Origin of the sequence: Pantoea sp. OVA07A (assembly GCF_019969975.1) — a bacterium.
In the GTDB taxonomy this organism is placed as follows: domain Bacteria; phylum Pseudomonadota; class Gammaproteobacteria; order Enterobacterales; family Enterobacteriaceae; genus Pantoea; species Pantoea agglomerans.
Window position 1 is genome coordinate 1 of the sequence record NZ_JAHXYM010000008.1, and the last position, 23,961, is coordinate 23,961.

Consider the following 23,961-nt stretch of genomic DNA (forward strand, 5'->3'; position numbering starts at 1 on the left):
CGTTTTCAATCGCCGGCTGCGCCGGGGCGCTGGTCAGGACGCTGAAGTCCCACGCCGCATCCGCCGTGCCGCTTACCTGCGGGCCTTCATTGCCCGCCGCGTCCACCGCCGCGACCGTCAGGGCGTGTGCCCCGCTGCTCATCGCGCTGTCCGGCGTCCAGCTCCACTTGCCGTCCGCCTCTACCGCTGCGCTGCCGATCAGCTTGCCACTGTCGTAGATATTGACGTAACTGATGTCTGCGGTAGTCGTGCCTGAGTAGGTCGGACGTGCATCGTCAGTGACAGAGCCATCTTCAATCTTGCCCTGTACCGGACCGACGTCATCTGTCAGTGTGATGCTGTCCGCCACCAAACCCGATGTCTGGTTATCCGGCACCGAGGTGTCAACGGTAAAGCTCCAGTCGCCGTCTGCCTGCGGGCCTTCGTTGCCCGCCGCGTCCACCGCCGCAACCGTCAGGTCGTGAGAGGTGCCGTCCGCCATATCCTGCTCCGGCGTCCAGCTCCACTTGCCGTCCGCGTCCACCGCTGCGCTGCCGACGAACTCGCCGTTGTCATAGATATTGACGTGATCGATGTCGGCGGTTGCGTCGCCGGAAAGAGTCGGCCGCGCGTCATCGGTGACCGAGCCGCTGGCAATCTCGCCGGTGATCGCACCGACGTCGTCCGTCAGGGTGATGCTGTCGATGACCAGGCCTGAGGTCTGGTTATCCGGCGGCGTGCTGTCGCCGGGGCCGTCGATCACAACGCTGTTGCTGTTGCCCGCCTCGTCGGTGGCTTCCACCACGACGTCTTTGGCGTCCACGCCCGCCGGATTCGGCTGGATGCTCCAGTGACCATCCGCGTCCGCCACCGTGCTGGTCACGCTGTCGCTGACCGGATCGGTGATCACGATCACCGCGCCCGGCTCTGCGTTACCGGCCAGCTCGTCCTCGGTGTTGTTCGTGATTTCCGGAGCCGCCGTGCTGGTGTCAACGGTAAAGCTCCAGTCGCCGTCTGCCTGCGGGCCTTCGTTGCCCGCCGCGTCCACCGCCGCAATCGTCAGGTCGTGGGAGGTGCCGTCCGCCATATCCTGCTCCGGCGTCCAGCTCCACTTGCCGTCCGCGTCCACCGCTGCGCTGCCGACGAGCTCGCCGTTATCATAGATATTGACGTGATCGATGTCGGCGGTTGCGTCGCCGGAGAAGGTTGGCCGTGCGTCGTCGGTGACCGAGCCGCTGGCAATCTCGCCGGTGATCGCACCGACGTCGTCGGTCAGGGTGATGCTGTCGATGACCAGGCCCGAGGTCTGGTTATCCGGCGGCGTGCTGTCTGTCGGGCCGTCGATCACAACGCTGTTGCTGTTGCCCGCCTCGTCGGTGGCTTCCACCACGACGTCTTTGGCGTCCACGCCCGCCGGATTCGGCTGGATGCTCCAGTGGCCGTCAGCATCCGCCACCGTGCTGGTCACGCTGTCGCTGACCGGATCGGTGATCACGATCACCGCGCCCGGCTCGGCGTTACCGGCCAGCTCGTCCTCGGTGTTGTTCGTGATTTCCGGAGCCGCCGTGCTGGTGTCAACGGTAAAGCTCCAGTCGCCGTCTGCCTGCGGGCCTTCGTTGCCCGCCGCATCCACCGCCGCAACCGTCAGGTCGTGAGAGGTGCCGTCCGCCATATCCTGCTCCGGCGTCCAGCTCCACTTGCCGTCCGCGTCCACCGCTGCGCTGCCGACGAGCTCGCCGTTGTCATAGATATTGACGTGATCGATGTCGGCGGTTGCGTCGCCGGAAAGGGTCGGCCGCGCGTCGTCGGTGACCGAGCCGCTGGCAATCTCGCCGGTGATCGCACCGACGTCGTCCGTCAGGGTGACTGAGTCACTGACAATGCCGGAGTTGATGTTATCTGGAGGAGTTATGTCCGGTCGGGAACCGTTGGACGGCGGAGAGACATTACCCGCAGGATCGACAACCACGATAGTTACGTCGGTATCCCCTTCATGGACAGGGTTAGGCTGGATACTCCAGTCACCATTTTCATCAACTACAACCGTGGTGGTTTCACCGGTACTGCCATCGGAAATAACCACAGTTGAACCAGGTTCTGCTTTACCTGAGATTTGTTCATCATCATTGCTATTTATAACCGCCGCTTCTGGCGAAGAGGTGTCAGTAAACTCTTCAGTCAGGCTACCGCTATTGCCCGCACTATCAGTTACCGTAACAGTGACGGTGCCATTTGGTTGTGAAGTCGGTGCTTCCACATACCAGTTACCTTCACTGTCCGTCTGGGTCGTGATCTGGGTGCCATCAGGCAGTTGAATGACAACCTGTGAGTCAGGGCTATTCGATGTTCCGGAAAACTCTGGACGACCATCATTATCACTGTCCGCAACAGGATCAAGTGTCACCGATACACTCTTAGCGGAAGAGTCATGGCCACTGCTACCACGCCCGGACGCACCAATAGCAACGCCGCCTGCCGCGCCGCCCAGCAGCATAAAAGGCAACCAACCAAAATTGTTATGACTGGCAGTCAGCGGATCGGCACTGGCATATCCTTCACCACCTAATACCTGTTCACCGCTCTGACCTTCAGTTAAAGCTGGCGGGTATTCAGCCACATCGCCGGAAGTCGGCACATATTCATAAAATTGACCGTTTTCGCCCAGCCCAATCAGATGAACGTTTTCATTATCATAATAATCTTCCAGTACAATATCAGGATGCTGAGAATCATCCTGGCTAAAGAAAAGCTGCAGATTATTGCCAACGCGCCTGGTTACAACCATTTGCGGAGCATGTCCTGTAGCGCTATCGATCAGTTCTATATTTAATGCACCCTGATGCGGAACTTTGATCGTTGTAGGATTTTCAGATTTTGTATCAACAGTGTATGAAGAGATAATACCCTTCACACCACGCAAGTTCACTTTCAACATAACAACCTTCTTAATTAACGAGGATTGATAAAATTCAATAGAAATAAGGCTTTCACAAACCCTTAATCTCTATATTCATATACTTCGAATAACCGTGATTTTATGACGAGATAATCTGCAATCCTGACATTGCTTCCAGCACAACTCTTGATTCTGGAGTCAGTGAACGGCATTATCAGAACTGATTAATAAAAAATATGGTGCCAGATTGCATCAATACAGTGAGTATGCAGCGCCCTGAGCTTTACTGCTTTTATCAGCTATCTTCACAGCATTGCTCTGAGCATGACTACTGTCAGAATTTAATAGTGAAGAAGCCACCGGGTGATTCAATAGTTTTGACTCGCCCGCTTCAGAACAAGAACGTTCATTCACTACACGCGATAACGTACGTGATTGTGCTTTGAGACTGGTTAAAACAGATTCAGCTTCCTTTGCAGGCACCAGACGCGCCGTGATTTTCTGCTGATCATTTACCGCTAACTGATAGTAATAGCGCTCACCTGATTTCAGCTCTGGTGTGGGTACTTCAATTTTTGCTGGCTGGACAAAATCATGCTGGCTGAACATAACGTCCAGTTTTTTCTGGCCAGGACACACACTAATTTCAGTCCCTCTATCACCTGACATTACGCTAGTATAGTATTGATTATTAACAAATACGTTAACGACGCGTTTTGATGCGGCAGGATTTTTTTCATCAATACGGTAGACAATAATGTGCGCACGCGGGTCGTGTATCTGCTCCGGCGCCTTGTCATTTTTGACTTCTTTAAACAACGATGGCGCAGGAGCGTTCTGCAATGGCGCCGCCTCAACATAATTGCAGTACAGGTAGCCTGTAAGTAATAAAACCATACTCAGCATTGCTCCCTGCATAAATTTAAAGGGACTATTCGATGCTTTGCATGTTAAACGTGAATTATTTTCCATATAACTCTCCTTAAGGTGCTTAATCACTATATTTAAAACACCTTATATCCGATGTTGAACAGGAGTTGACAACTCCTTAAAAAATAAAAAATGGGAAATTTAAACAGCGCAGAAGGGTGAGCCTACGCCTCTGGATAACGTTAAATCTCATTTACATTGATAACTCCTTTGTAAAGTTCAAGCAACGAGACATCATTGATAAATGCATTAAATTCTTTGTCTCCTTTCAGAGCGAACTTTCTCATCACATTATATTTATGTGCATAGATTGTTTTAACTGACAAATCTAACCTTTTTGCTGTCTGGATTACACTGTATCCTTTCTTCAAAAAACTAAGCACCTGAAGTTGCACCACGGTGATACGTGCAAATTCGCACCGTAAACAGTCTGAAGGCAGATATCCCATAACTCTTCCCTGAGTGTTTAACCAGGCCTTGGTTATTTTCTCAGTGATTAAACGTACCGAATCCCTTTTTGACACTTCAAGCAAAGATTGATAACAAAATGGTAACGGGTTTTTAATTTCCTCTCCGAAATCATCGGTAAATACCAATATGATACTGCCAGGCTTTCGCTCGCGATAAGCGGGTTGACACATATAAAGACGCCATTGCGAAACATTGATCAGGATGAAGTCAGCCTGCCGCAGGTTATGACTATCAAAACCTGATAAAAATTTTACTTCTGCATCAGATAGCAGTGCCTCCTCAATTACCTTTGATATGCCCAGTCTGAAGAAGTAATTGTCATCCGTACAAACCACATTAACATCCATTTTTTCCCTTCAGCATCACAAAATTCACGATGACAAATATTATATTCAGGTGAACTTACCGTTAATCAGTACCAATTCGCCTTTCTCTTTTAGTTCCTTGAGCACTCTGCAAATGGAACTTTTTGATAAATGAGAACTATTTTCAATAAGATATAGTGCTGAAAATCGTTTCTTTAAATGAGTCGGCAGTTTTTTCCATCTTTCAATCAAAGAAAGAACTTCATCATATGAGTTACTTTTTGGTAACTGAATGTAATTCATCAGATCAGAATACTGTCCTGATAAAATAGACATTGCGTCATTAAAAAGATCTTTCTCAAAAACCAATCGCCAGAACACGTCATAGTCAATGAAACTGACTTTTCCATAATCGACTCGTTCCAGATAGACTGGCGGCTCGTCTAAAGCTGGAGTGACGCCGACAACAAACGGAGCGGATAAGATATTCAAAACCTTATTCTCGCCTTTAAGTTTAAGTAAAAAATCGCCGTCAAGAATGAACATAACGCGACGTACATGATCTTTAGTCAAATGATAACGGCGCTTGCCTCTTGAAATTTCATCTGGATTAGCAATCTGCGTAAATCCTGCTAATGCATCGATGATCCGTTCATGATTTTCAGTCACTCTATACATATTAATTAACTCAATCTAACTGACGCATTGGTCAGTGATTAGCAACAATTCGTAAAATCAGTTTTTTATAGTCTCTTTCTCTTTCGCCTGGTGTACTCGCTTACCTGAGCTCGCCTCCATAACTCGGGCAGTTAAAAATAGTCTTTATCGGTTCCACTATAATAAAACCGTCCCAACAAAATTCAAAACCGCAATTACAAATAAATAAAGACATTCAGGCTAATAAAAGAAACAATAACCAGATCTTACACCATTCAAACGCTGTTTAGTTAGCACATAAATCTACTTTGTAGCACCTTACGGGCAGTGTTATAACTTTTTTCCTAAAAAAAGAATTTCCCATTACCATTTGAAAGATGATGTTATGAGCATGCTATTTTAAAAGCACGCATTTAAACACCTCTCTCAATTTCCCAGCATGGCTGAAAAGAAACAAATCAAATTGGCATCAATGTTAATGCTCCTTACTAAAGTTACGCTGTCAGGCAGCATTGCATGGAAGGAATTAAACCACGGCACCCATCGAACAGATACTTAAATTGATTATCTTTAAATATTTAGTTTTTTATCCTGACATATATGATTTAATTAGCTTAAATCACCAGAAACTGGCAAATGGGATTTTTCCCTTTTTAATTCCACTTCTCAAATGACATCACATTCAGGCAAGTGAAATCATTAACTCATGAATTTATGCACAAGCTTATTCATAGATAAATCAGTTTCACTGAACCGCGTTCATGGCATGCGCTTCCCGGATGCCAGATAATTTTAAGCATCAGGCATAAGCAGTGCTGTTAATGGTTAAATCCCGCATAAGAATAATGTACGCTCAAAAAATTCCAGAATACCAACAGCAGTTAATATTATGTAAAAATATAATAGCCATATCCTTGCTTACGATAACAAAAGAAGAATTATGGATGTTTTACTATTTCATTTTTTATGACCACCCATTCTAATAGCGCCGTTCGCTAGAAGCGGCATAAATAATAATATTGAAAAAATGATACATGGAGATATCGATGAGAGAGTTAACATCTTTTGAAATGCAAAACGTTTCAGGAGCAGGTTTTTTTGACTTTATTGGCGCTGTAGTTGTCGGTGCCGTTACGGGTATTAGTTCTTTTGGTCTTAAATGGGGAATGAGTGGCGGAAGCACCGGTGGCGTGTTAGGCGTTGGTATTGTCTCTGCCGGTGTAGGTCTGATTGTCGGCGCAGTCCTTGGTCTTGTTGATGGTGCTTTATATGGTGCTATGAATGGCTGGGATAGCACGGCAGGCTGGTTTAACGCGGTCGTTGAAAACCAGTTTGATCCTAATGCATCTGTAATTACAGCTTAAGGAAACAACATGCGTGAATTGAACAATAAAGAAATCGAAGGCGTTAGCGGTGGTTCATTAACTTCGGTGATCCTGGATTTCTTTAAGCAGCTAGGCGCAAGCTCAGAAGAGAAAACTGAATGGACGCGCCCAGACTCAATTCCAGCAGCGAACCCGGTTAGTGGGTCTGCCTTTGGCATGGGTATTGTTGGTGTCGCAGCAGCAGTCGTATTTGGATTGCTGATTTTCTAATTCTCTTGTGAGGAATGAATCCTCCAGGGAAGTGAACGATTATTAAATCGTTCATTAATTGATGTTATTAATTATTTTATACAAAGGAAAGTATATGAAAAAGTTATCTATGGTTGCTCTTGGTCTGATGCTGGCTGCTGCTCACGTTAATGCTGCTGAAGCTTCAGATGGCACCATTAACTTCACAGGAAATATTGCGTCTCAGACTTGTACTGTAAGCGTAAACGGCGGCGGCAGCACTGCAACCGTTACACTGCCTAAAGTAGCAAGTAGTATTTTAAGCACATCTGGTCAGACTGCAGGTAACACTCGCTTCACTATGGCGCTGAGCAATTGCTCAGCTACGACTGGTGACGTGTACGCTTACTTTGAACAAGGTGCCAACGTCAATGCTGATGGTCGTTTGACCAATACTGGTACTGCAACGAATGTTGACCTGCAGCTGCTGGATAGCGGAAATGGCGTGTTGAACGCGGGTAGCACTGAGCAGACCACCTCTCCAAAAACTGTCGCTCTGACTGCTGGTGCAGGTACTCTGACCTATTCTGCTCAGTACTATGCAACTGGTGCAGCTACTGCTGGTACCGTCTTATCAGCTGTGAACTATTCAATCAATTACCTGTAATTGATTATGGTGGGAGCATCTGTTCCCACCTCTCTTCCTCTATCATCATTTCTGTCAAAATCATGAAAAAAAAAAGTTTTAAATTTTTGATCTCCTGTCTGCTGGCTTTTACGGTGACCTCATCGGCTTTTGCCAGCGTGACGATTATCGGCACCCGGGTAATCTACCCCGCAACAGAAAAAGAAGTCACAGTCCGCTTAGATAACCATGGCAATCAACCTGCGCTGGTACAGGCCTGGATTGACAATGGAAATCCTGATGAAGCACTGGATAAAATAAACGTACCGTTTGTCTTGCTACCGCCTGTTTTCCGTATGGAGGCTAACAAAGGACAGACATTACGTATCGTTTATACCGGTTCAAACCTGCCCAAAGATAAAGAGTCGGTATTCTGGCTTAACGTACTCGACATCCCTCCTCGCGATAAAAGCCTTGCGAATCAAAATCAGTTGCAAATGGCTATTCGTAGCCGCATCAAAATTTTCTTTCGCCCAGCCCGGTTCGATGCGATGCAAGCCACAGAAGCAGCGTCGGGTCTTATCTGGCATCAAGGGGAGAAAGCGAATCAGCTGACAGCAACCAATAACTCTTCGTTTTACGTCAACGTTTCACAGATCAATGCCGAGGATAACGCGGGGCGAAAAGTAGTCAGTGAAAAGGGAGATATGCTTGCACCAGGCGAAACAAAAAGCTTCTCCCTAAAAGGATTGAACGCAAATCAAATAAAAACAAACTTTCATTATCAATATCTGGATGATTATGGCGCTGCACGCAATGTAGACGCCAAAATTAGTCAGTAACTTTGGTAACTCATCAGGGGTAATAATGATGGCAAGGATGATTAAAAATAATAAACCAACGGCAAAAATATTTTACCGATCTTTTCTGGCGCTTTTTTTAACTGCATCAACAGGCGCCGCATTTGCAGAAAATTCGTATGATTTTGACGAATCATTTGTGAAGAATTTACCGGGCGTTAAAGTTGATGTGGCCCGCTATGCAACCGGTAACCCTATTGATCCTGGTACTTATACGCTGGATATTTTCCTGAATGGTCGTCAGATTGGTCGGGAAAATGTTCAGGTCATTCGTGAAGGGGCGGGTACCAAAGCGTGCCTTTCCTATGATCTGGTCAAAAGCTTGTCACTTAAGGACACAGTTTTTAGCCCGGGACAAGCTGAAGATTTGCGCTCTGGTAAACAGTGTATGGCGCTGGAGGAGGTGGTTAAAGAGAGTCATGCAGCTATCAATTCTGCCGATATGCAGATGGATATCTCAATTCCGCAAATTTATCTGTTGCGATCTGCGCGCGGCTACGTTGCGCCAGAATTCTGGGATAAGGGTGAAACAGCACTTACGCTAACCTATAACACTAACTATTATCGCTCTGTAAATCACGGTCAGCCATATGACTCATTTTATGGCCGTGCGCTGGCGGGCTTTAACCTTGGCGGATGGATGTTCCGTCACGATGGTTCTCTCAGCTGGCAACGTCAAAAAAACAACGAGTATCATCATTACGATGCAATTAATACCTATGTCCAGCGTGATATTCCGCAAATAAAATCACGGCTGTTATTAGGTGAAGGTAATACCAGTGGCGAAATTTTCGATACGCTTTCTTTTCGTGGTGCGCAAATATCTACAGTTGACCAGATGTGGCCAGACTCTCAGCGAGGCTATGCACCAGAAATCCGCGGCGTAGCCCGAACCAACGCTCAGGTAACTGTATCGCAAAATGGCAACAAAATTTATGAAACGACGGTCTCACCAGGCCCTTTTAATATCACCGATCTTTATCCTACAGGCTACGGTGGTGATTTAGACGTGACCGTGAAAGAAGCTGACGGCGGTGAGACCCGTTTCTCAGTTCCTTACGCAGCGATGACGCGTCTGAAACGTCCGGGCATGACTTTTTATAGTCTGACCGGTGGTGTATCCCGAAAAGACAATATGGTTTATACACCTTCGGTCTATCAGGGCACTATTCAGCATGGTTTTAGCAATAGTCTGACCGGTTACTCAGGTATTCTGGGATCAGATAACTACACCTCTGTGCTGTTGGGAGGTGCATTTGGTTTACCTGTTGGTGCGATCTCACTGGATATTACTGGCGCTCAAACAAAATATGGTGATGAGAAAAAGCAAGGTGTAAGTTATCGGGCAACTTATAGTAAGAAGGTTTCTCAGACTAACACGAATTTTACTCTGGCGGCTTACCGCTTCTCATCATCCGGTTATTACAGTTTTGATAACGCATTACAAATCAATAACTATTATAAAAAAAATCATAAAAACAGTTCGTCAAATTATCTTTCGCGCCCCAAACAACGTTTTTCTATGACGGCAAGCCAAAATTTTGGGGAGTCATATGGGAATATCTATCTTACTGGTTTCGTTCAGGATTACTGGGATTCTGCCGGAACAAATACGCAATTTCAGCTGGGTTACAATAATACAATTGGTCGGGTCTCCTATACTTTATCAGCAAACCGATTATTATATTCAACCGGCGGGCATGACACTCAACTGTCACTCGACTTCTCGGTGCCAATTGGCAGCGATAGTCAAAGTTATGTAACCGGAAGTGCGACACATAATAAACAAGGTGTGAATGCACAAACAGCTGTCAATGGAGTTCTGGGTGAACATGACCAATATAACTATAACGTTGGAATAGCGCGCGATACTGATAATGAGAAGTCCGGTTCAGTTAGTGGGCAATACCGTTCGCCCTACAGTATGCTGACGGCGTCTTATACTAAAGGGGAAAACTATTATTCTGCCTCGGGTGGTATCAGCGGTGCGGTAGTCGCTTTACCTGATAGCATTAATTTCAGCGCTTATCAGTCTACGACTTATGCTGTTGTTACCGCAGAAGATGCAGAGGGCGCGCGTGTACTTGGCTATCCCAATATTGTGTTAAACGGCAGCGGCAAAGCTATTGTGCCAAACCTTAACCCGTACCGGATAAACGAACTGGCCATCGACCCAAAAGGAATTCCACTGGATGTTGAGCTTGAATCAACTCAGCAGCGCGTTATTCCTGTTGAGGGTGCAGTCGTCAGACTTGATTATAAAACCAGCAAAGGAAAGCCACTGTTAATTCGGGCTAATCAGCCGAACGGAAATGCCTTGCCATTTGGTGCAACGGTTAATGATGAAGACGGTAACCTTATCACCACTGTTTCACAGGGTGGTCAGATTTATGTGAGGTTAAATAAAGATGTCAGCCGCCTGCATATTTCCTGGGGTAAAGCAGCCAGTGATAAGTGTCTGGTTAACCTGGAGTCTGGTGTTGTTAATTCCAGTGAAAACAACACCCTTGCAAGGCTCACAACAACATGCAGCAGCGATCAATCAAAACCTGTTCGCTACGTGTCTAACGGCGAAATGAACAAAGATAATCAGGGTTAATCGGGTGACATTATGATGTTTATTAACTTAAGAAGGACACTGACCAGAATAGTCAGCATCATGATTATAGTATCTGGTTTCGTCATGCTAGCACCAATTAATGCGAACGCGGCAGATGATGTCACACTGACGTGCAAAAAATCTCTTTCTGATGCGGTATTAGATTTCCGCTCACTGGGGATAAACATTTCGGCAGCTGTTCCGGTTGGCACGGTCGTTTATAGTGGCAATTTAACAGTCACGTTCAAATGTGCCCTGGATAATCTGCAACAGTTTTTAGATGGATTAACAGCAGAGGTTTACTTAAAGCGTAAAACAATAGCTGAAGATGCACTTGGTTATGGATTGACCATTTATACCGGTTACGGTGGTGAAATGTCCACCGACGCTGCCAATATTCCTACCGGCAACAAGATCGCTACTTACGCGTTAACCAGTGGCGGTACAGTCGGTGCTTATACTGATGTCACATTGAATGTGCCTTTTCAGATTGTGCGGACGTCAAACTCGATGGCTGGCCCCAATTTGCTTCCGGACTATGTCAACGTATTTGATGTAGGCTCATTGGTATCAGGAAATGACCTGAAACTTTATGTCAGATATATTAAAAGCGGCATCACTGTGAGGGATCAAACCTGCTCAGCAGCAGGCGATGTTAACCCGAAGGTGTCATTAGGGAGTTACACAGCGAATACCAGTAGTGGGTTGGGTTCCGGTATTGGACAAACCAGCCCATCTACCGCTTTTAATCTTCAGCTTAACTGTGAGGCACTTCTTTCAGGTACCTTTGACGTTATGATGCAGTTGGATGGGGATGCGGCTGATGGGCTATCGGATGTCGGCGTAGTTTCTCTGAATTCGACCTCAACTGCCAGCGGAGTGGGTGTTCAGATTCTGAATGAAAGCCAGCAACCTGTTGCACTGGCAGCACCATACAGAGTTGCAGCTTATCCACTGTCGTCTGCATTGATAACAGTGCCCTTATATGCACGTTATTACCAGACTGCTGCCACAATAACTCCTGGTAGTGCTAACGCAGTTGCTACCTATACCATTAGTTATCAGTAACCATATGGGCTCTTCGGAGCCCTTTACCAGACTTTATAAACTGAGAAAGGATTTTATCAGTGGATAGGCCATTAAAAGGAAGGAGGTTTAAAGTTGGTGTCTCTGATGAGAGTCCTTTTATTTTTTATTCAATACAAAAAATACTCTCAACCGGATTTCACAACCTGGACATTGCAGCATACCCGGTAGAAGCAGAAAACCTTTTTGTAAAACTTAATAGCGATCCTCCTGATATATTAATTACTGATTTTTGCTTTAACTTTGAACGTAATGATTTGAACGGCGTTAGAAAACTAGAAGAAATTTACAACCATAATGCTAACCTTAAAATCATTATCTTTACGGCACAGAATAGCCCGGCCATTTTGAAAAGAATATTGCAAATTCCGGTAAATGCAATAGTGAGCAAACGTGATGATATACGGGATCTGGTAGAAGCTTTGCACTGGGTTTGCTCATCGAATTCTGAAATATTTTATTCAGAAAAGATGAAAGATCTGGCGCATTCTGCTTCAGAGGAGCCCGCACAGACTCTTTTATCACCCGCAGAAGTTGAAGTAATCAGACTTTTTGCTATCGGGTACAGTTTAATGGAGATAGCTAAAGCACGTAAACGTAGTATCAGTACGGTTGCAACGCAGAAATATAACGCCATGCGTAAACTTCAGCTGCAGTCTAATACTGATTTGATTAAATATGTCTTTGCCCAGCAACTCATTTAATTTCGGGCTTAATTTTTAAGAAACAGCGAGCATCATGAAATTTTATAATTTTAAAATTGCATTTATTGTACTGTCCTGCGTGCCATTTGGATCTTATGCGACCAGCTTACAGCAGGCTGCCCGAGCCGCATTAACCTATGACTCTGCATTGCAATCCAGCCAGATGACCAGTGAAGCCGATCAGCAAAAATACTGGCAGGGTATGGCCGGAATGTTGCCCACATTGACGCTCGAAGGAAACTGGGATCGTCAGGAACAGCCGGATAAAAAATATCAAAGTGGTGTAACAAATCACAGTTACGATCTCAGTGTCAGACAACCCCTGTTTGATATGAGTAAATATGCTGGCTGGCGTAAAGGCGTTGCTATTGCCAATACCGCTGAAGCCCAGTCAAAAAAAGCTGAAGAAAAGTTATTAAATGCGATCAGTAATGCCTACTTTTCGGTGCTCTATCAGCAGGAAGTTTTACAGGCTGCGAAAGCTGCCAGTCACAACTTCAAACAACAGCAGCAAAAACTGCAGGCCGGTATTCTGAATGGACAAAACACTCGTACAGAGCTGGATGAAGCTAAGGCCAATTACGCTCTTGCTCAGGCCAAAGAAATAGAGGCGAGTAGTCAGTTATTGCTGGCTGGAGAAGCATTTCGTCGCTTATCGGGTGTCAGCCCGGACACTGTCGAGCCGGTAAACTTTCAGTGCCTTAACGCTTCGCCCTACGCTTCTTTAACTGATGCGATTAATGCCAGCCAGCAACGTAACACTGAAATCAAAATTGCCCTGTTTCAGAATGATCAGGCCGATGCTGATGTATTGGCTGCAGATGGCGCACATATGCCTGTCGTGTCACTTTACGCCAGATATGGCAAAAACTGGAGCCGTAACGATAACGACGACAATTTACTTTATGATGCTATTTTTGGCACTAACTCTAAAAGTAATAATCTGCAGTATGGCGTTAACGTTTCTATTCCATTATTCGCGGGTGGCAGCCAGATTTCACAATCTTATGAAGCAGCCTATCGCCGTCAGGCAGCGAAATATTCCACCATGGAAGCACAACGCAAAGCGACTACAGATACACGTTCAGCATGGCTTAGTCTTACGAATGGAAAAGCGTTAATCAACGCGCAGAAAAATGCCGTCGAGTCTTCACGCGAAAAAGTGGTGTCTGTTCAATATGGCCGGGAAATGGGTTTCCGTACGGTAAATGATGAGCTTGATGCCCAGCAAAAATATTTTAGTGCGCTTAAAGATCAGGCTGAAGCTCGCTTCAATTACCTGAACGCCCTCATTAATCTGGCACAAAGTACCGGATCACTATCAATCGACATGCTGAATTTTTTTCAGTGCCGTTAATCCCTTACTCATGATGATTATATAAATGGAACAGTCACTATTCCGTCAGGAGGCACTTGATGCAGCCAACCGTGGAAACCTGGGCATTGTGGCACTCTATTGCCCACCTTATCGCTGGTTAGTTATTTCCGTTGTAGTGCTGATCACTGCCGCGACAGCGCTGTTTTTTATATTTGGCAGTTATACAAAATATGAATCCTCTACCGGAGAACTGCTGCCTAAAAATGGCATGCTGATCATTCCGCCCCCCGTAAGCGCTACGGTGGTCGATATTCCGGTAAAAGAGGGCCAGCATGTTGAAAAAGACGATGTGCTGATGGTGTTGTCATCAGAGGTTTCAACGCAGTTAGGTCAGACTCGTCAGGTTATTGCCGAGAATCTGAAAGGCCAGCGTGAAAGGCTTCAACAGGATCTGGTGACGCTTGAAAAGCTTCATCAGGTTGAAATGAAGGGCCTGACCGACACTATCGCCAGCCTGAAACTGCAACAGGAGCAGCTGAAGCTGCAATTGACACACCGTCGGAAACAGGTTTCCCTGGCGAAAATGCAGTTGGACAAGCTGGAAGCCATGCACAACGAAGGGTATGCCTCAAGCCGTCAGATGGAAGAGCAGGAGTCTAATCTGCTCGATAGCCAGGCGCGCTACCAGGAATATCAACGTCAGCTGTTGGACATCTCGCAAAAAATTGTTCAGACCGAGCAACAGCTGCATGAAAAACCGCTGGATGACGAGAAAAAGCGTAACGATATCGAGCGCCAACTGGCTGATAACCGTCAGTCGATGGCTGAAAATGAAGCGCGCCGCTCGTTTGAATTACGTGCGCCTAAAAGCGGGTATGTCGGCATGATTATGGTCAAAAATGGACAGATGCTCACCGCCGGTCAGTCAGCCATAGCAGTTTTGCCAAGCAATACTGAACTGGTCGCCCGCATCATGGTAAACACGCAGTCCATTGGTTTTATCCAACCGGGACAGCGGGTGGTGCTGCGCTATAAAGCGTTTCCTTATCAAAAGTTTGGTCAACAGTATGGAAAAGTTATCGAGGTTTCACGCACCGCTCTGTCTCCTCAGGAAGTCACTACGTTAACCGGCAAAAACAATATTCAGGAACAGCAGTACCGCGTGCTGGTCTCCCTGGACAAACAATCAATTACTGCTTATGCGCAGAATGAAAAACTCAAGCCGGGTATGGCGCTGGATGCTGATTTTATCGTCGACAAACGTCGTCTTTATGAATGGGTGCTGGAGCCAATTTTTGCGCTTGGACACAAAATCTCTCTCTGATTAAAAGGTCTGTTCTGTGTTGTTATTAGAGAAACTCAATTTTAAATGGTTTAACCGCCTGCCGATGATTCGTCAGTCACAGGCGACGGAATGTGGTCTTGCTTGTCTGGGGATGATTGCCAATTATCACGGTCATGAAATCGACATGATCACCCTGCGTCGCAGGTTCGCAACGTCGCTTAAGGGTGCAACACTTAGTGATGTCATTGCCATGGCACAACAACTCAATATGAGTTCCCGTGCGTTACGCGTTGATATGGAAGAGCTGTCTAAATTACGCATGCCCTGCATTCTGCACTGGGAATTGAACCATTTCGTTGTGCTAAAAAAAGTGCGTGGCAATAAGATCACGCTTCACGATCCTGCACGCGGCATTCGGGAACTGACATTTAAAGAAGCATCACCGGCGTTCACCGGCGTTGCACTGGAGCTGGTTCCCTCCTCCACTTTTGAGGTCAAAAAAGAAAAAGAAAGCATCTCGATGATGAAGCTGGTGGGCAGTGTGACAGGGGTGAAATCTGCCTTTGCTCAGGTGCTTATCCTGTCCATCGCTCTGGAACTTTTCGGCGTACTCTCCCCCTTCTTTATGCAGTGGGTGATGGATATGGTGCTGGTCTCCGCAGATTACTCGCTACTCTCCTTGCTCGGGATCGGCTTTATCATGATTGCGTTGTTTCAGACCATGATTACAGCGCTGCGCTCATGGGTGATGAGCTGGTTCTCAAGCCAGCTCAGCGTGCAGTGGACGGTCAATGTCTGTCACCATATGTTAAAGCTGCCACTTGAATGGTTCGAATCCCGTCACGTTGGTGACATCCTGTCCCGCTATGGCTCGCTGAACACCATCCAAAGTACGCTGACCAGCCGCTTCATTAGTACTGTGCTGGATGGGGTAATGTCGATCGTGACAGTAGTGATGCTGTTTATCTATAACGCTAAGCTTGCCTGGCTGGTAATTGGCCTTTTTGTCGCCTATGCACTGTTACGCTTCATGGCTTATGATCCTGTTCGCCGCGCCAACGAAGAGCAAATCATCAGTTCAGCCCGCACGCAATCTTCATTACTGGAAACGCTTCGCGGTATCCAGGCAGTAAAAACCAATAACAAGCAGGTGCCTCGTCTCTCCGCCTATATGAATTTCCTGGTGGATACGACCAACAAAGGCATTGTGATTCAGAAGCTTAACATTTTGTTTGGTTCCGCCCAGGGATTGCTCACTTCTGTAGGCAGGGTAGTACTGGTCTGGCTGGCTGCGCTGCAAGTACTGGATGGCAACTTCTCTGCAGGTATGCTTACCGCCTTTATTAGCTTCTCCGATCAGTTTATGAGCCGCGGTGCAGGTCTGATCAACGCCGTAATCGACTTCAGAATGCTGCGTATGCATGGTGAACGACTGGCCGATATCGTGTTGTCAGAAACTGAAGTCAGCTCAGAAGCCAGTCCGGTACTGGTGAGTAAAGATACGCATGATGAGACAGAAACGCCGCAGGATATCAAACTAACGGATATCCGCTTCCGCTATGCACCTACCGAACCCTGGGTAGTAAATGGTGCCAGTCTGGAAATTAAGGCTGGCGAAAGCGTTGCGATTGTCGGCCCTTCAGGTCAGGGAAAGACCACCATGGCCAAAATCATTCTGGGTCTGCTGCACCCGGAAGGTGGAACAATCACCGTGGGCGGAATGGACATTACCCAGACAGGACTTGAACACCATCGTAACCGCATCGGCTGTGTTATGCAGGATGACATCCTGTTCTCAGGCTCGATCAGTGAAAATATTAGCTTCTTTGATAATAATCCTGACCACGCAAAAATTACCCGTGTAGCACGCCTGGCGCAAATTCACGGCGATATCATGAAAATGCCGATGAACTATCAAAGCCTTGTCGGTGATATGGGATCGTTTCTCTCTGGCGGGCAGCTGCAGCGTATTCTGCTAGCTCGCGCCCTCTACCGCGAACCAAAAATACTGGTACTGGACGAAGCAACCAGTCATCTGGATATCTATAACGAAGCGCAGATCAACAATGCAATAAAGCAAATGAAAATCACCCGAATCATGATTGCACATCGCCCGGAAACCATAAGAAGTGCAGATAAAATCGTCCTGTTAAATAACGGTACGCTCAGTGAAGTTACCGCAGAGCAGTTATTTGGCCAGACAGAAAAAACTAAAAAAATGGAGATTACACATGGATAAAAATATTTGCCGGTTTAGCGAAGGTATGATTACTTTACCGGAAGGCTACTGCGAGCGAACCCTGAACACGCTGGCGGATCCCCGTTCAGCGATGCCACCCGTCACTATTTCTCGTGATAAACTGGCCAATCACAACAATCCAGAAGAATATATCAGCAGCCAGCTCGCTATTCTGCAGAGACAAATGAAAGACTGGCAACAGCAAGAAAATCAACCCGTGGTGTTGGGCGATAATCTGAGCACAGGCATCATGATTACTTATGATTTTCTGCGCCCGGATAATATCCGGCTTTATCAAAAACAGGCGATTTTCACCTTAAACCTGGAGGATGTATTAATTTTCTCTTTGTCAAAGGCTGCCCCCCTGACCGATGAAGAAATTCAGCTGTTTAATAATATCCTGAAGAGTTTCCAGAGCTGGCCCTGATGCTTTTCCTCAGCAAAGCCTGACGACATAACGCTAAAAGAAAAACCGGGCAGGATAAACCCTTCCCGGTTTCATGCATTCTGAACACCGCTAAATTAGCCGTTTACAGAGCTTAGTAACGCTGACAGGTAAAGAGATAGGAGATCGGCCCACCGATAATATAGGTATTTTTATCAATCTTATCGACATCCAACTGCAGATGCGTTGGATCCAGCGTGATCTCTGCTAACAACTTATTAAAGATGACATCAGGAGTAGTATCAGTATTCGAAGTGACAACTTTGCTGATCTGATACCGGTAAGTATCATCGGAAATTTTAGCGCCATTGATTAATGCAATCCTTCTGTTAAGAATAGTAACACCGTCATTGCTCGTTGCCTGCCCATTCAGCAAAAGATAGCCTGAATCCTTTTTATCAAAACGTAAATCCTGGGCAACAGCGAACTCATTTCGTTTATCATCATTACGACTGAGATCGTAACGGCTAAACGCTGAGCAGCGAAAAGGAAAATCTTTGGCCTGATGTGTTAAGTAATAAACCCCTGCAAAAGTCACCATTAATAGCGCAGCCAGCATGAAGATAATATTAATACCAATGCTCCGCTTCATCCCATTCTCCAGTCAAGATAATAAAAATTGTCGCATGAGATGATATGACCATCGCTATTAATTTTACACGATGAAAGAATCGTTCTTCCGAAATTCTTAGTAGTAAAAGAGGTGTTTTTATCAAAAATAATCCGGTGACCCGCATCGCAGGTTTGATTATTTTCCCTTAGAATTTGCACTATTTGCTTACCCAATGCCTGTCGTTCAACCTCATCCAGACCCTGCAATAATACTGCTTCGCAGCCACCTTCAAGTTTTATTGAACTCATTGGAATAATTTGCTCGTCAGGACGCGATACCGTGAAATACCAGAGCACCATGCCCAGCACTATCAGAGCAACAGAAGCAAACCAGTATCGCCGGGTGACGTTAACGGACGTAGCTGGCAGCTGATTACCGGGCGGAGTGGCAGGCAGGACAACGTTTTCAGCAGACCCTTCAGTTATACTTCCTTCCGATATGTCATCAGTTAAAACTTCCGTCACCCCCATGACCGGGGCTGATTGACGTTCAATTTTAATATCGGTATTCAGGCGTATACCAATTTTCGGGATGGTGATAATCAGATTTTCACAGCCATAAGCCGCGAGCGCCCTGCGCACAATACTCAGATATTGATTCAGATTACTATTCGATCCACGCAGGCCATATTTATCCCAGACCTCGGTCAGCAACGTATCACGCGCCAGTATTTCTCCCCCGGAATTCAGTAACTGCTCAAAAAGCCGACCTGAAGAAATACTGAGGCTCAGCGACTCCTGAGTAGGAATGTGGCTAAGCGTGCAGTCATCAGAATTGTAAGAAACCTGATCATCGATTATGTAAATCATTAAGAAATCACTGAATTTCCGCTCATTTATCGACAGTATAATTCAGCTTATATGAAGAAGCACTACAGACGCGTTAATCAGGCGATTAAGGAAATTTTTACAGATTAGCCAGCAAAACAGGCCGTGCAGAGTGCGTCACTGCCCGGCAGCTGGCTAATAATTTAAGAAACGACGAAGAATCATAAAGTTAGCGGCAATTTTTATGGCTGATTAGCGGCAGCAAACTCCGCATAATTACTTTGTGTAATGGTTTTATAGGGGATCCAGTTCAGTGATTCGACTTTCTGTTTATCCAGTAACGCTTTCACGACTTTCACAGCGCCTGTCGCCTGCCCTTTCGCATCCTGGAAAATAGTCAGCGTCATCTTTCCATTTTTGACGAACTGCTGACCATCAGGCGTGCCATCGATCCCGGCAACCAGAATGTGGCTGTTTTTCGCCTGATTCAGCGCCATAATAGCCCCGATAGCCATTTCATCATTATTGGCGGCGATTGCATCGATCGGTCGCTGATTAAGCAGCCAGCCCGAAACTACGTCTACCGCTTCATTACGCTGCCAGCGTGCAGTCTGTTTTTCGATTACCGCCATCTGCTTATATTTAGCGATCACCGCTTCAACGGCACGCGTCCGTTCCCGCGCTTCTTCATTTGATAATGCGCCCATTAAAATGGCGACATTGCCCCGATAGTTCATCTGTTTTGCCAGCGCTTCCATCTGCATCTCACCCCCCAGGGCAGAGTCAGAACCGACATAGGCCATACTGGACGGTAATTTCACTTCCGGTTTACGGTTAACAAACACCAGCGGAATGCCCGCCGCTTCTGCCGCTTTCACCATCGGCAGTACGCCCTGTGTATCGACCGGGTTGAGAATAATGGCATCCACGCCCTGATTGATAAAGTCTTCAACCTGCTGTACCTGAAGAGCTACATCCCCTTTGGCATCGACGAACTGCCCATCCATTTTCAGCGCTTTTATCTCATCCACCATCTGCGTCCGCAGAATCGATACGAAGTTAAGATCGAAATTAGCCAGTGCGACACCAATTTTAGGTGTTTTAGCCCAGGCGGTAACGCTGATCATCAGGCTGAGCAGCAGTGCTAACATTTTGGTTTTCATCGCGTAATCCTGTAGGGTTTATTATTGATAGAACCGCCGGGCAACAGGCAAATACCCGGCGGCAGAGCTCACAACGTAAAGTGATCGCGGAACTGTGCCAGGGCTGTTTCGCTGTCGCCTTCGGCCCAGCCCTCCAGCGCAACGACGCCGCAATAGCCGACCTGCTCCAGCGCACGGGCAATAGCGCGATAGTTAATTTCCCCGGTGCCAGGCTGCATGCGGCCCGGCACATCAGCCACCTGGATTTCACCGATAGCGGGGCCGCAGCGTCGTATCAGCTCTATCAGGTTGCCCTCTCCAATCTGGGCGTGATAGAGGTCCAGATTCATCTTCAGTGCCGGGCTGTTGACCGCTTCGACCAGCGCCAGCGTATCGGCAGCCCGTGCGAACGGCGTACCCGGATGATCAACCGCCAGATTCAGGTTTTCGAGAGTAAATACTCGCCCGGCCTGCTCGCCGAGCGCAGCGACACGCCGCAGGGTGTCGGCCGCTTTAAGCCACATCTCACCAGTGACCACCTCAACCGGACGAACCGCCTGGCCGTGAGCATCCAGCCCGGTGCCATGCAGATTCAGGCTCGGGCAGTTCAGACGATCTGCAATCGCCAGTGAGGTTTCTGCGCTATGCAGCAACTCTGCAATCTCATCATCATCAGTCAGGTTACCGTTGAGGTAGCCGGTCATGGAGGTAAAACGCGCACCTGTCGCCACCAACGCGTCGATATCTTTGTTGGCCCAGTTCCAGATCTCCACGCCAAATCCCAGCGCATGAATCCGCTCAACACGCGCGATAAAAGGCAGTTCGAGAAACACCATCTCCGCACAGACTGAAAGCTGATAACCGGCCATTAGCGTTCTCCCAACAGAATGGGTTTGCGTTGCTGCACCGATTCAATACAGGCCAGCGCAATTTCCAGCGCGTTACGCGCATCAGTGCCAGTAGCGCGCGGCGTGTCACCGTGCAGAATCGCGCGGGCGAATTCTGCCATTTCAGCAACATAGGCCTCACGCAGCAGATCGGTATCCATTCGAGACGTTGCGATGGCAATACCCTCGGCATGATAGCGCACACAGTTGTCCTGATTGATGTTGCCCGCCTGCAGCATACCTTTACTGCCAAAGACCTCACCGCGAACGTCATAACCGTAAACTGCCTGGAAGTTGGCTTCCGCAGTGGCAATGGCACCGTTATCAAAGCGGATGGTCACCACCGCGGTATCAAGTAATCCCTTATCTTTAAAATCGGGACGCACCAGCGCATCAGCCAGCGCATAGACCTCAACCGGCCGGGAACCCGGATTGAAGTGCAGCAGGGTGTCGAAGTCATGGATTAAGGTTTCAAGGAAGATGGTCCACTGCGGGATCGGGGCCGGATCGCGCAGGCCAGGGTCGCGTGTCACTGAACGGCTTAGCTGGGTGGTGCCATTGGTGCCTGCTCTGACAGCTTCAATAGCTGCGGCGAAGCCTGCACTGAATCGACGATTGAAGCCGACCTGCAACACAACGCCCGCATCCTGTGCGGCGGCAATAGCCCGATCTGCCTCATCCAGCGTTACCGCCATCGGTTTTTCGCAGAACACGTGCTTGCCAGCCCGGGCTGCAGCGATCACCAGTTCGGCGTGAGTGCGAGCCGGCGTAGCAATAGCAACGGCATCGATTTCGCTGTCATTGAGTAACGCCTGGATATCGGTATAGGCTTTCTCCACCCCCAGCCGGTCTGCCAGTTTCTGCGCTGCGCCGGGTTGCAGGTCGGCGACCGCTGTCAGCCGTGCCCCAGGCACCCGCAGCGCCAGATTCTCTGCATGAAAACTGCCCATGCGGCCAGCACCGATCAATCCCACTCGTACTGTTTTAAGGTTCATAACTGCTCCTGTTTTTTGTTGTCAGCCCAGTCAGGCTGAATAGGGTGTCCGGATGTCGCCTGCGCTTTGGCGGCAAAACGACGGGATTTTGAAAGCATCAGCGGCTCGATGTGCTCCAGTGAGATGCCTCGGGTTTCAGGCAGAAAACGTTTTACAAACCAGAAGGCCACCAGGCAGCCAGCGGCGCAGAGCATCAGTGGAAAAGCACCATGGAAGTGATCCATCAGCAAACGGCTACGGTTCATCATCGGGAAAGTCTGAGTAACGATGAAATTGGCGAGATACATCGAAGAAAAGGCGTAGCCCATCGCGACGGCACGAATCCGGTTGGGAAATATTTCAGAGATCAGTAGCCAGGCACCCAGACTCCATGACATACCAAAAATCAGTACGAACGCCACCAGGCCCACGACCGGCAGCAGGCCACCGATCTGCGCTATAAAAGCCCAGGCGGTAATCACCAGGCTGACAGCGCAACCCAGCGCTCCCCAGCGCAGCAGACGCGTCCGTCCCCAGCGATCCACTGCGTTCAGACAAAACGCTACTCCGACCAGCAGCGCCAGTCCGAGGAAAATGCTGTGATAGAGGGAGGTCTGTGTATCCGGTGAGATGTTCTGCAGCAGCGACGGTGCGTAATACAGCAGGATGTTGATGCCCGAAACCTGCTGCAGAATTGCAATCGCGCAGCCGATCAACAGGATGTAACGCATTCTGGCGTCGCGGAGCAGACGGGTTCCCTGCTGACGGGTAACAGAATCCGCGTCCGGCGCACTGATTTCTGCCAGCAGACGCCGCGCATGTTCAGGCGTCGAAAGCCGGGTCAGCACTGCCAGCGCGCGTTCACGCTTGCCGTTTAACGCCAGCCAGCGTGGTGATTCCGGCATAAAGGGCACCAGTGCCAGAAACAGCAGGCAAGGCACCACACCCGACGCCAGCATCCAGCGCCAGCCTTCACTGACTATCCAGGCATGGGGCATACCGCGTGCAATCAGGTAATTCACCACATAGACCGTGACCTGACCGCCAACCATCAGCATCTGCTGCAGCCCAAGCATGCGCCCTCGCCAGTCCTTAGGTGAGACCTCTGCGATATAGAGCGGCGTAATTGCCGACGCCATCCCGACCGCCAGGCCACCCACCAGCCGGTAAATCACAAACCCGGTTAGTGAATCTGCCAGCGCAGAACCCACCGCAGACACGGCAAACAACAGCGCGGTGATCACCAGTGTAGGTTTACGCCCGATCCGATCTGAGATCGCGCCGACACAGCCAGCGCCGACGATACAGCCGAGAATGACATTTGAAACAGCCCATCCACTTTGCCACGGCGTTAGCGCAAGGTGTTCCGTTAATGGCTCAATAACGCCGGAAATCACTGAGGCGTCATAACCGAGGATCACCCCGCTCAAGGAGGCGATGGAACAGATGAACAGCAACAACTTCAGATTATGTTTACGCATAACACCTTAACTTTCCCATTGTTTTTGACAGGTGAGAGTTAATGTCAGCGTTGCAAAGTGGATGCCAGTTTTAAAGCGGGCTTTTATGTGAACGCGCTCGCAGATGGCGCGTCCTGATTGAAAATAAAATTTACATGTCAACTTA

At 47.9% G+C, this 23,961-nt stretch carries 21 protein-coding genes; 11 read left to right on the top strand and 10 right to left on the bottom strand.

Translation table 11 applies throughout. The features are described 5' to 3' along the window. The 4 genes from LC417_RS20155 to LC417_RS20170 form a co-directional block, all read right to left on the bottom strand. Positions 1 to 2,764 (bottom strand): Ig-like domain-containing protein (locus tag LC417_RS20155; RefSeq protein WP_223566283.1); only part of this gene is annotated, 2,764 nt, incomplete at its 3' end. A gap of 363 nt (positions 2,765 to 3,127) precedes the next feature. Then, on the bottom strand, positions 3,128 to 3,847 hold the full coding sequence (locus LC417_RS20160; RefSeq protein ID WP_223566284.1) for a hypothetical protein: 720 nt from the start codon (positions 3,845 to 3,847) through the stop codon (positions 3,128 to 3,130). A gap of 140 nt (positions 3,848 to 3,987) precedes the next feature. Beyond that, positions 3,988 to 4,623, bottom strand: a complete 636-nt coding sequence (locus tag LC417_RS20165) for a helix-turn-helix transcriptional regulator (protein ID WP_223566285.1) — start codon at positions 4,621 to 4,623, stop codon at positions 3,988 to 3,990. Positions 4,624 to 4,668: 45 nt separating this feature from the next. Then, positions 4,669 to 5,259, bottom strand: coding sequence for a helix-turn-helix domain-containing protein (locus tag LC417_RS20170; RefSeq protein WP_033770258.1), 591 nt, complete (start codon positions 5,257 to 5,259; stop codon positions 4,669 to 4,671). Between the two features lie 1,025 nt (positions 5,260 to 6,284). On the opposite strand from LC417_RS20170, the gene LC417_RS20175 reads away from it, so the two are divergent. The 11 genes from LC417_RS20175 to LC417_RS20225 all read left to right on the top strand — a co-directional run bounded on the left by LC417_RS20175 (position 6,285) and on the right by LC417_RS20225 (position 17,934). Continuing rightward, positions 6,285 to 6,602 carry a hypothetical protein gene (locus LC417_RS20175; RefSeq protein WP_010256762.1) on the top strand — a complete coding sequence of 106 codons (318 nt, stop codon included), beginning with the start codon at positions 6,285 to 6,287 and terminating at the stop codon, positions 6,600 to 6,602. 9 nt (positions 6,603 to 6,611) lie between these two features. Then, a complete protein-coding gene (locus LC417_RS20180) occupies positions 6,612 to 6,833 on the top strand; it encodes a hypothetical protein (protein ID WP_010256766.1) in 222 nt (73 codons plus the stop codon). Between the two features lie 94 nt (positions 6,834 to 6,927). Continuing rightward, on the top strand, positions 6,928 to 7,458 hold the full coding sequence (locus LC417_RS20185) for a fimbrial protein (RefSeq protein ID WP_010256772.1): 531 nt from the start codon (positions 6,928 to 6,930) through the stop codon (positions 7,456 to 7,458). Positions 7,459 to 7,520: 62 nt separating this feature from the next. Continuing rightward, positions 7,521 to 8,258 carry a molecular chaperone gene (locus LC417_RS20190; RefSeq protein ID WP_033759838.1) on the top strand — a complete coding sequence of 246 codons (738 nt, stop codon included), beginning with the start codon at positions 7,521 to 7,523 and terminating at the stop codon, positions 8,256 to 8,258. A 25-nt stretch (positions 8,259 to 8,283) separates the two neighbouring features. Further along, positions 8,284 to 10,875 (top strand): fimbria/pilus outer membrane usher protein, encoded by a 2,592-nt coding sequence (locus tag LC417_RS20195; protein ID WP_223566286.1) that lies wholly within the window; start codon positions 8,284 to 8,286, stop codon positions 10,873 to 10,875. Positions 10,876 to 10,887: 12 nt separating this feature from the next. Continuing rightward, on the top strand, positions 10,888 to 11,943 hold the full coding sequence (locus tag LC417_RS20200; protein ID WP_223566287.1) for a fimbrial protein: 1,056 nt from the start codon (positions 10,888 to 10,890) through the stop codon (positions 11,941 to 11,943). 59 nt (positions 11,944 to 12,002) lie between these two features. Next, a complete protein-coding gene (locus LC417_RS22550; RefSeq protein WP_010256781.1) occupies positions 12,003 to 12,665 on the top strand; it encodes a response regulator transcription factor in 663 nt (220 codons plus the stop codon). Between the two features lie 34 nt (positions 12,666 to 12,699). After that, positions 12,700 to 14,022 (top strand): TolC family outer membrane protein, encoded by a 1,323-nt coding sequence (locus LC417_RS20210; RefSeq protein ID WP_223566288.1) that lies wholly within the window; start codon positions 12,700 to 12,702, stop codon positions 14,020 to 14,022. Between the two features lie 136 nt (positions 14,023 to 14,158). Continuing rightward, positions 14,159 to 15,307: an HlyD family secretion protein gene (locus LC417_RS20215; protein WP_223566289.1), complete on the top strand. Its 1,149-nt coding sequence runs from the start codon at positions 14,159 to 14,161 to the stop codon at positions 15,305 to 15,307. Positions 15,308 to 15,323: 16 nt separating this feature from the next. Then, positions 15,324 to 17,507 carry a peptidase domain-containing ABC transporter gene (locus LC417_RS20220; RefSeq protein ID WP_072101312.1) on the top strand — a complete coding sequence of 728 codons (2,184 nt, stop codon included), beginning with the start codon at positions 15,324 to 15,326 and terminating at the stop codon, positions 17,505 to 17,507. Further along, the gene (locus LC417_RS20225; protein ID WP_163800186.1) at positions 17,500 to 17,934 is read left to right on the top strand and encodes a DcrB-related protein; all 435 of its coding nucleotides are present in this window, start codon (positions 17,500 to 17,502) and stop codon (positions 17,932 to 17,934) included. The genes LC417_RS20220 and LC417_RS20225 overlap by 8 nt, the downstream gene beginning before the upstream one ends. 112 nt (positions 17,935 to 18,046) lie before the next feature. Here the strand turns inward: LC417_RS20225 and LC417_RS20230 are convergent, their stop codons facing one another. The 6 genes from LC417_RS20230 to LC417_RS20255 all read right to left on the bottom strand — a co-directional run bounded on the left by LC417_RS20230 (position 18,047) and on the right by LC417_RS20255 (position 23,816). Continuing rightward, a complete protein-coding gene (locus LC417_RS20230; protein ID WP_223566290.1) occupies positions 18,047 to 18,544 on the bottom strand; it encodes a FidL-like protein in 498 nt (165 codons plus the stop codon). Then, complete coding sequence (locus tag LC417_RS20235) at positions 18,541 to 19,374, bottom strand: winged helix-turn-helix domain-containing protein (RefSeq protein WP_010256802.1); 834 nt, start codon at positions 19,372 to 19,374, stop codon at positions 18,541 to 18,543. The genes LC417_RS20230 and LC417_RS20235 overlap by 4 nt, the downstream gene beginning before the upstream one ends. 200 nt (positions 19,375 to 19,574) lie before the next feature. Next, positions 19,575 to 20,495 carry a substrate-binding domain-containing protein gene (locus LC417_RS20240; RefSeq protein ID WP_010256805.1) on the bottom strand — a complete coding sequence of 307 codons (921 nt, stop codon included), beginning with the start codon at positions 20,493 to 20,495 and terminating at the stop codon, positions 19,575 to 19,577. A 68-nt stretch (positions 20,496 to 20,563) separates the two neighbouring features. Further along, positions 20,564 to 21,343 (bottom strand): TIM barrel protein, encoded by a 780-nt coding sequence (locus LC417_RS20245; protein ID WP_010256807.1) that lies wholly within the window; start codon positions 21,341 to 21,343, stop codon positions 20,564 to 20,566. Next, a complete protein-coding gene (locus tag LC417_RS20250; RefSeq protein WP_033759856.1) occupies positions 21,343 to 22,356 on the bottom strand; it encodes a Gfo/Idh/MocA family oxidoreductase in 1,014 nt (337 codons plus the stop codon). The genes LC417_RS20245 and LC417_RS20250 overlap by 1 nt, the downstream gene beginning before the upstream one ends. Beyond that, complete coding sequence (locus LC417_RS20255; protein WP_010256816.1) at positions 22,353 to 23,816, bottom strand: sugar porter family MFS transporter; 1,464 nt, start codon at positions 23,814 to 23,816, stop codon at positions 22,353 to 22,355. The genes LC417_RS20250 and LC417_RS20255 overlap by 4 nt, the downstream gene beginning before the upstream one ends. Positions 23,817 to 23,961: the final 145 nt, after the last annotated feature.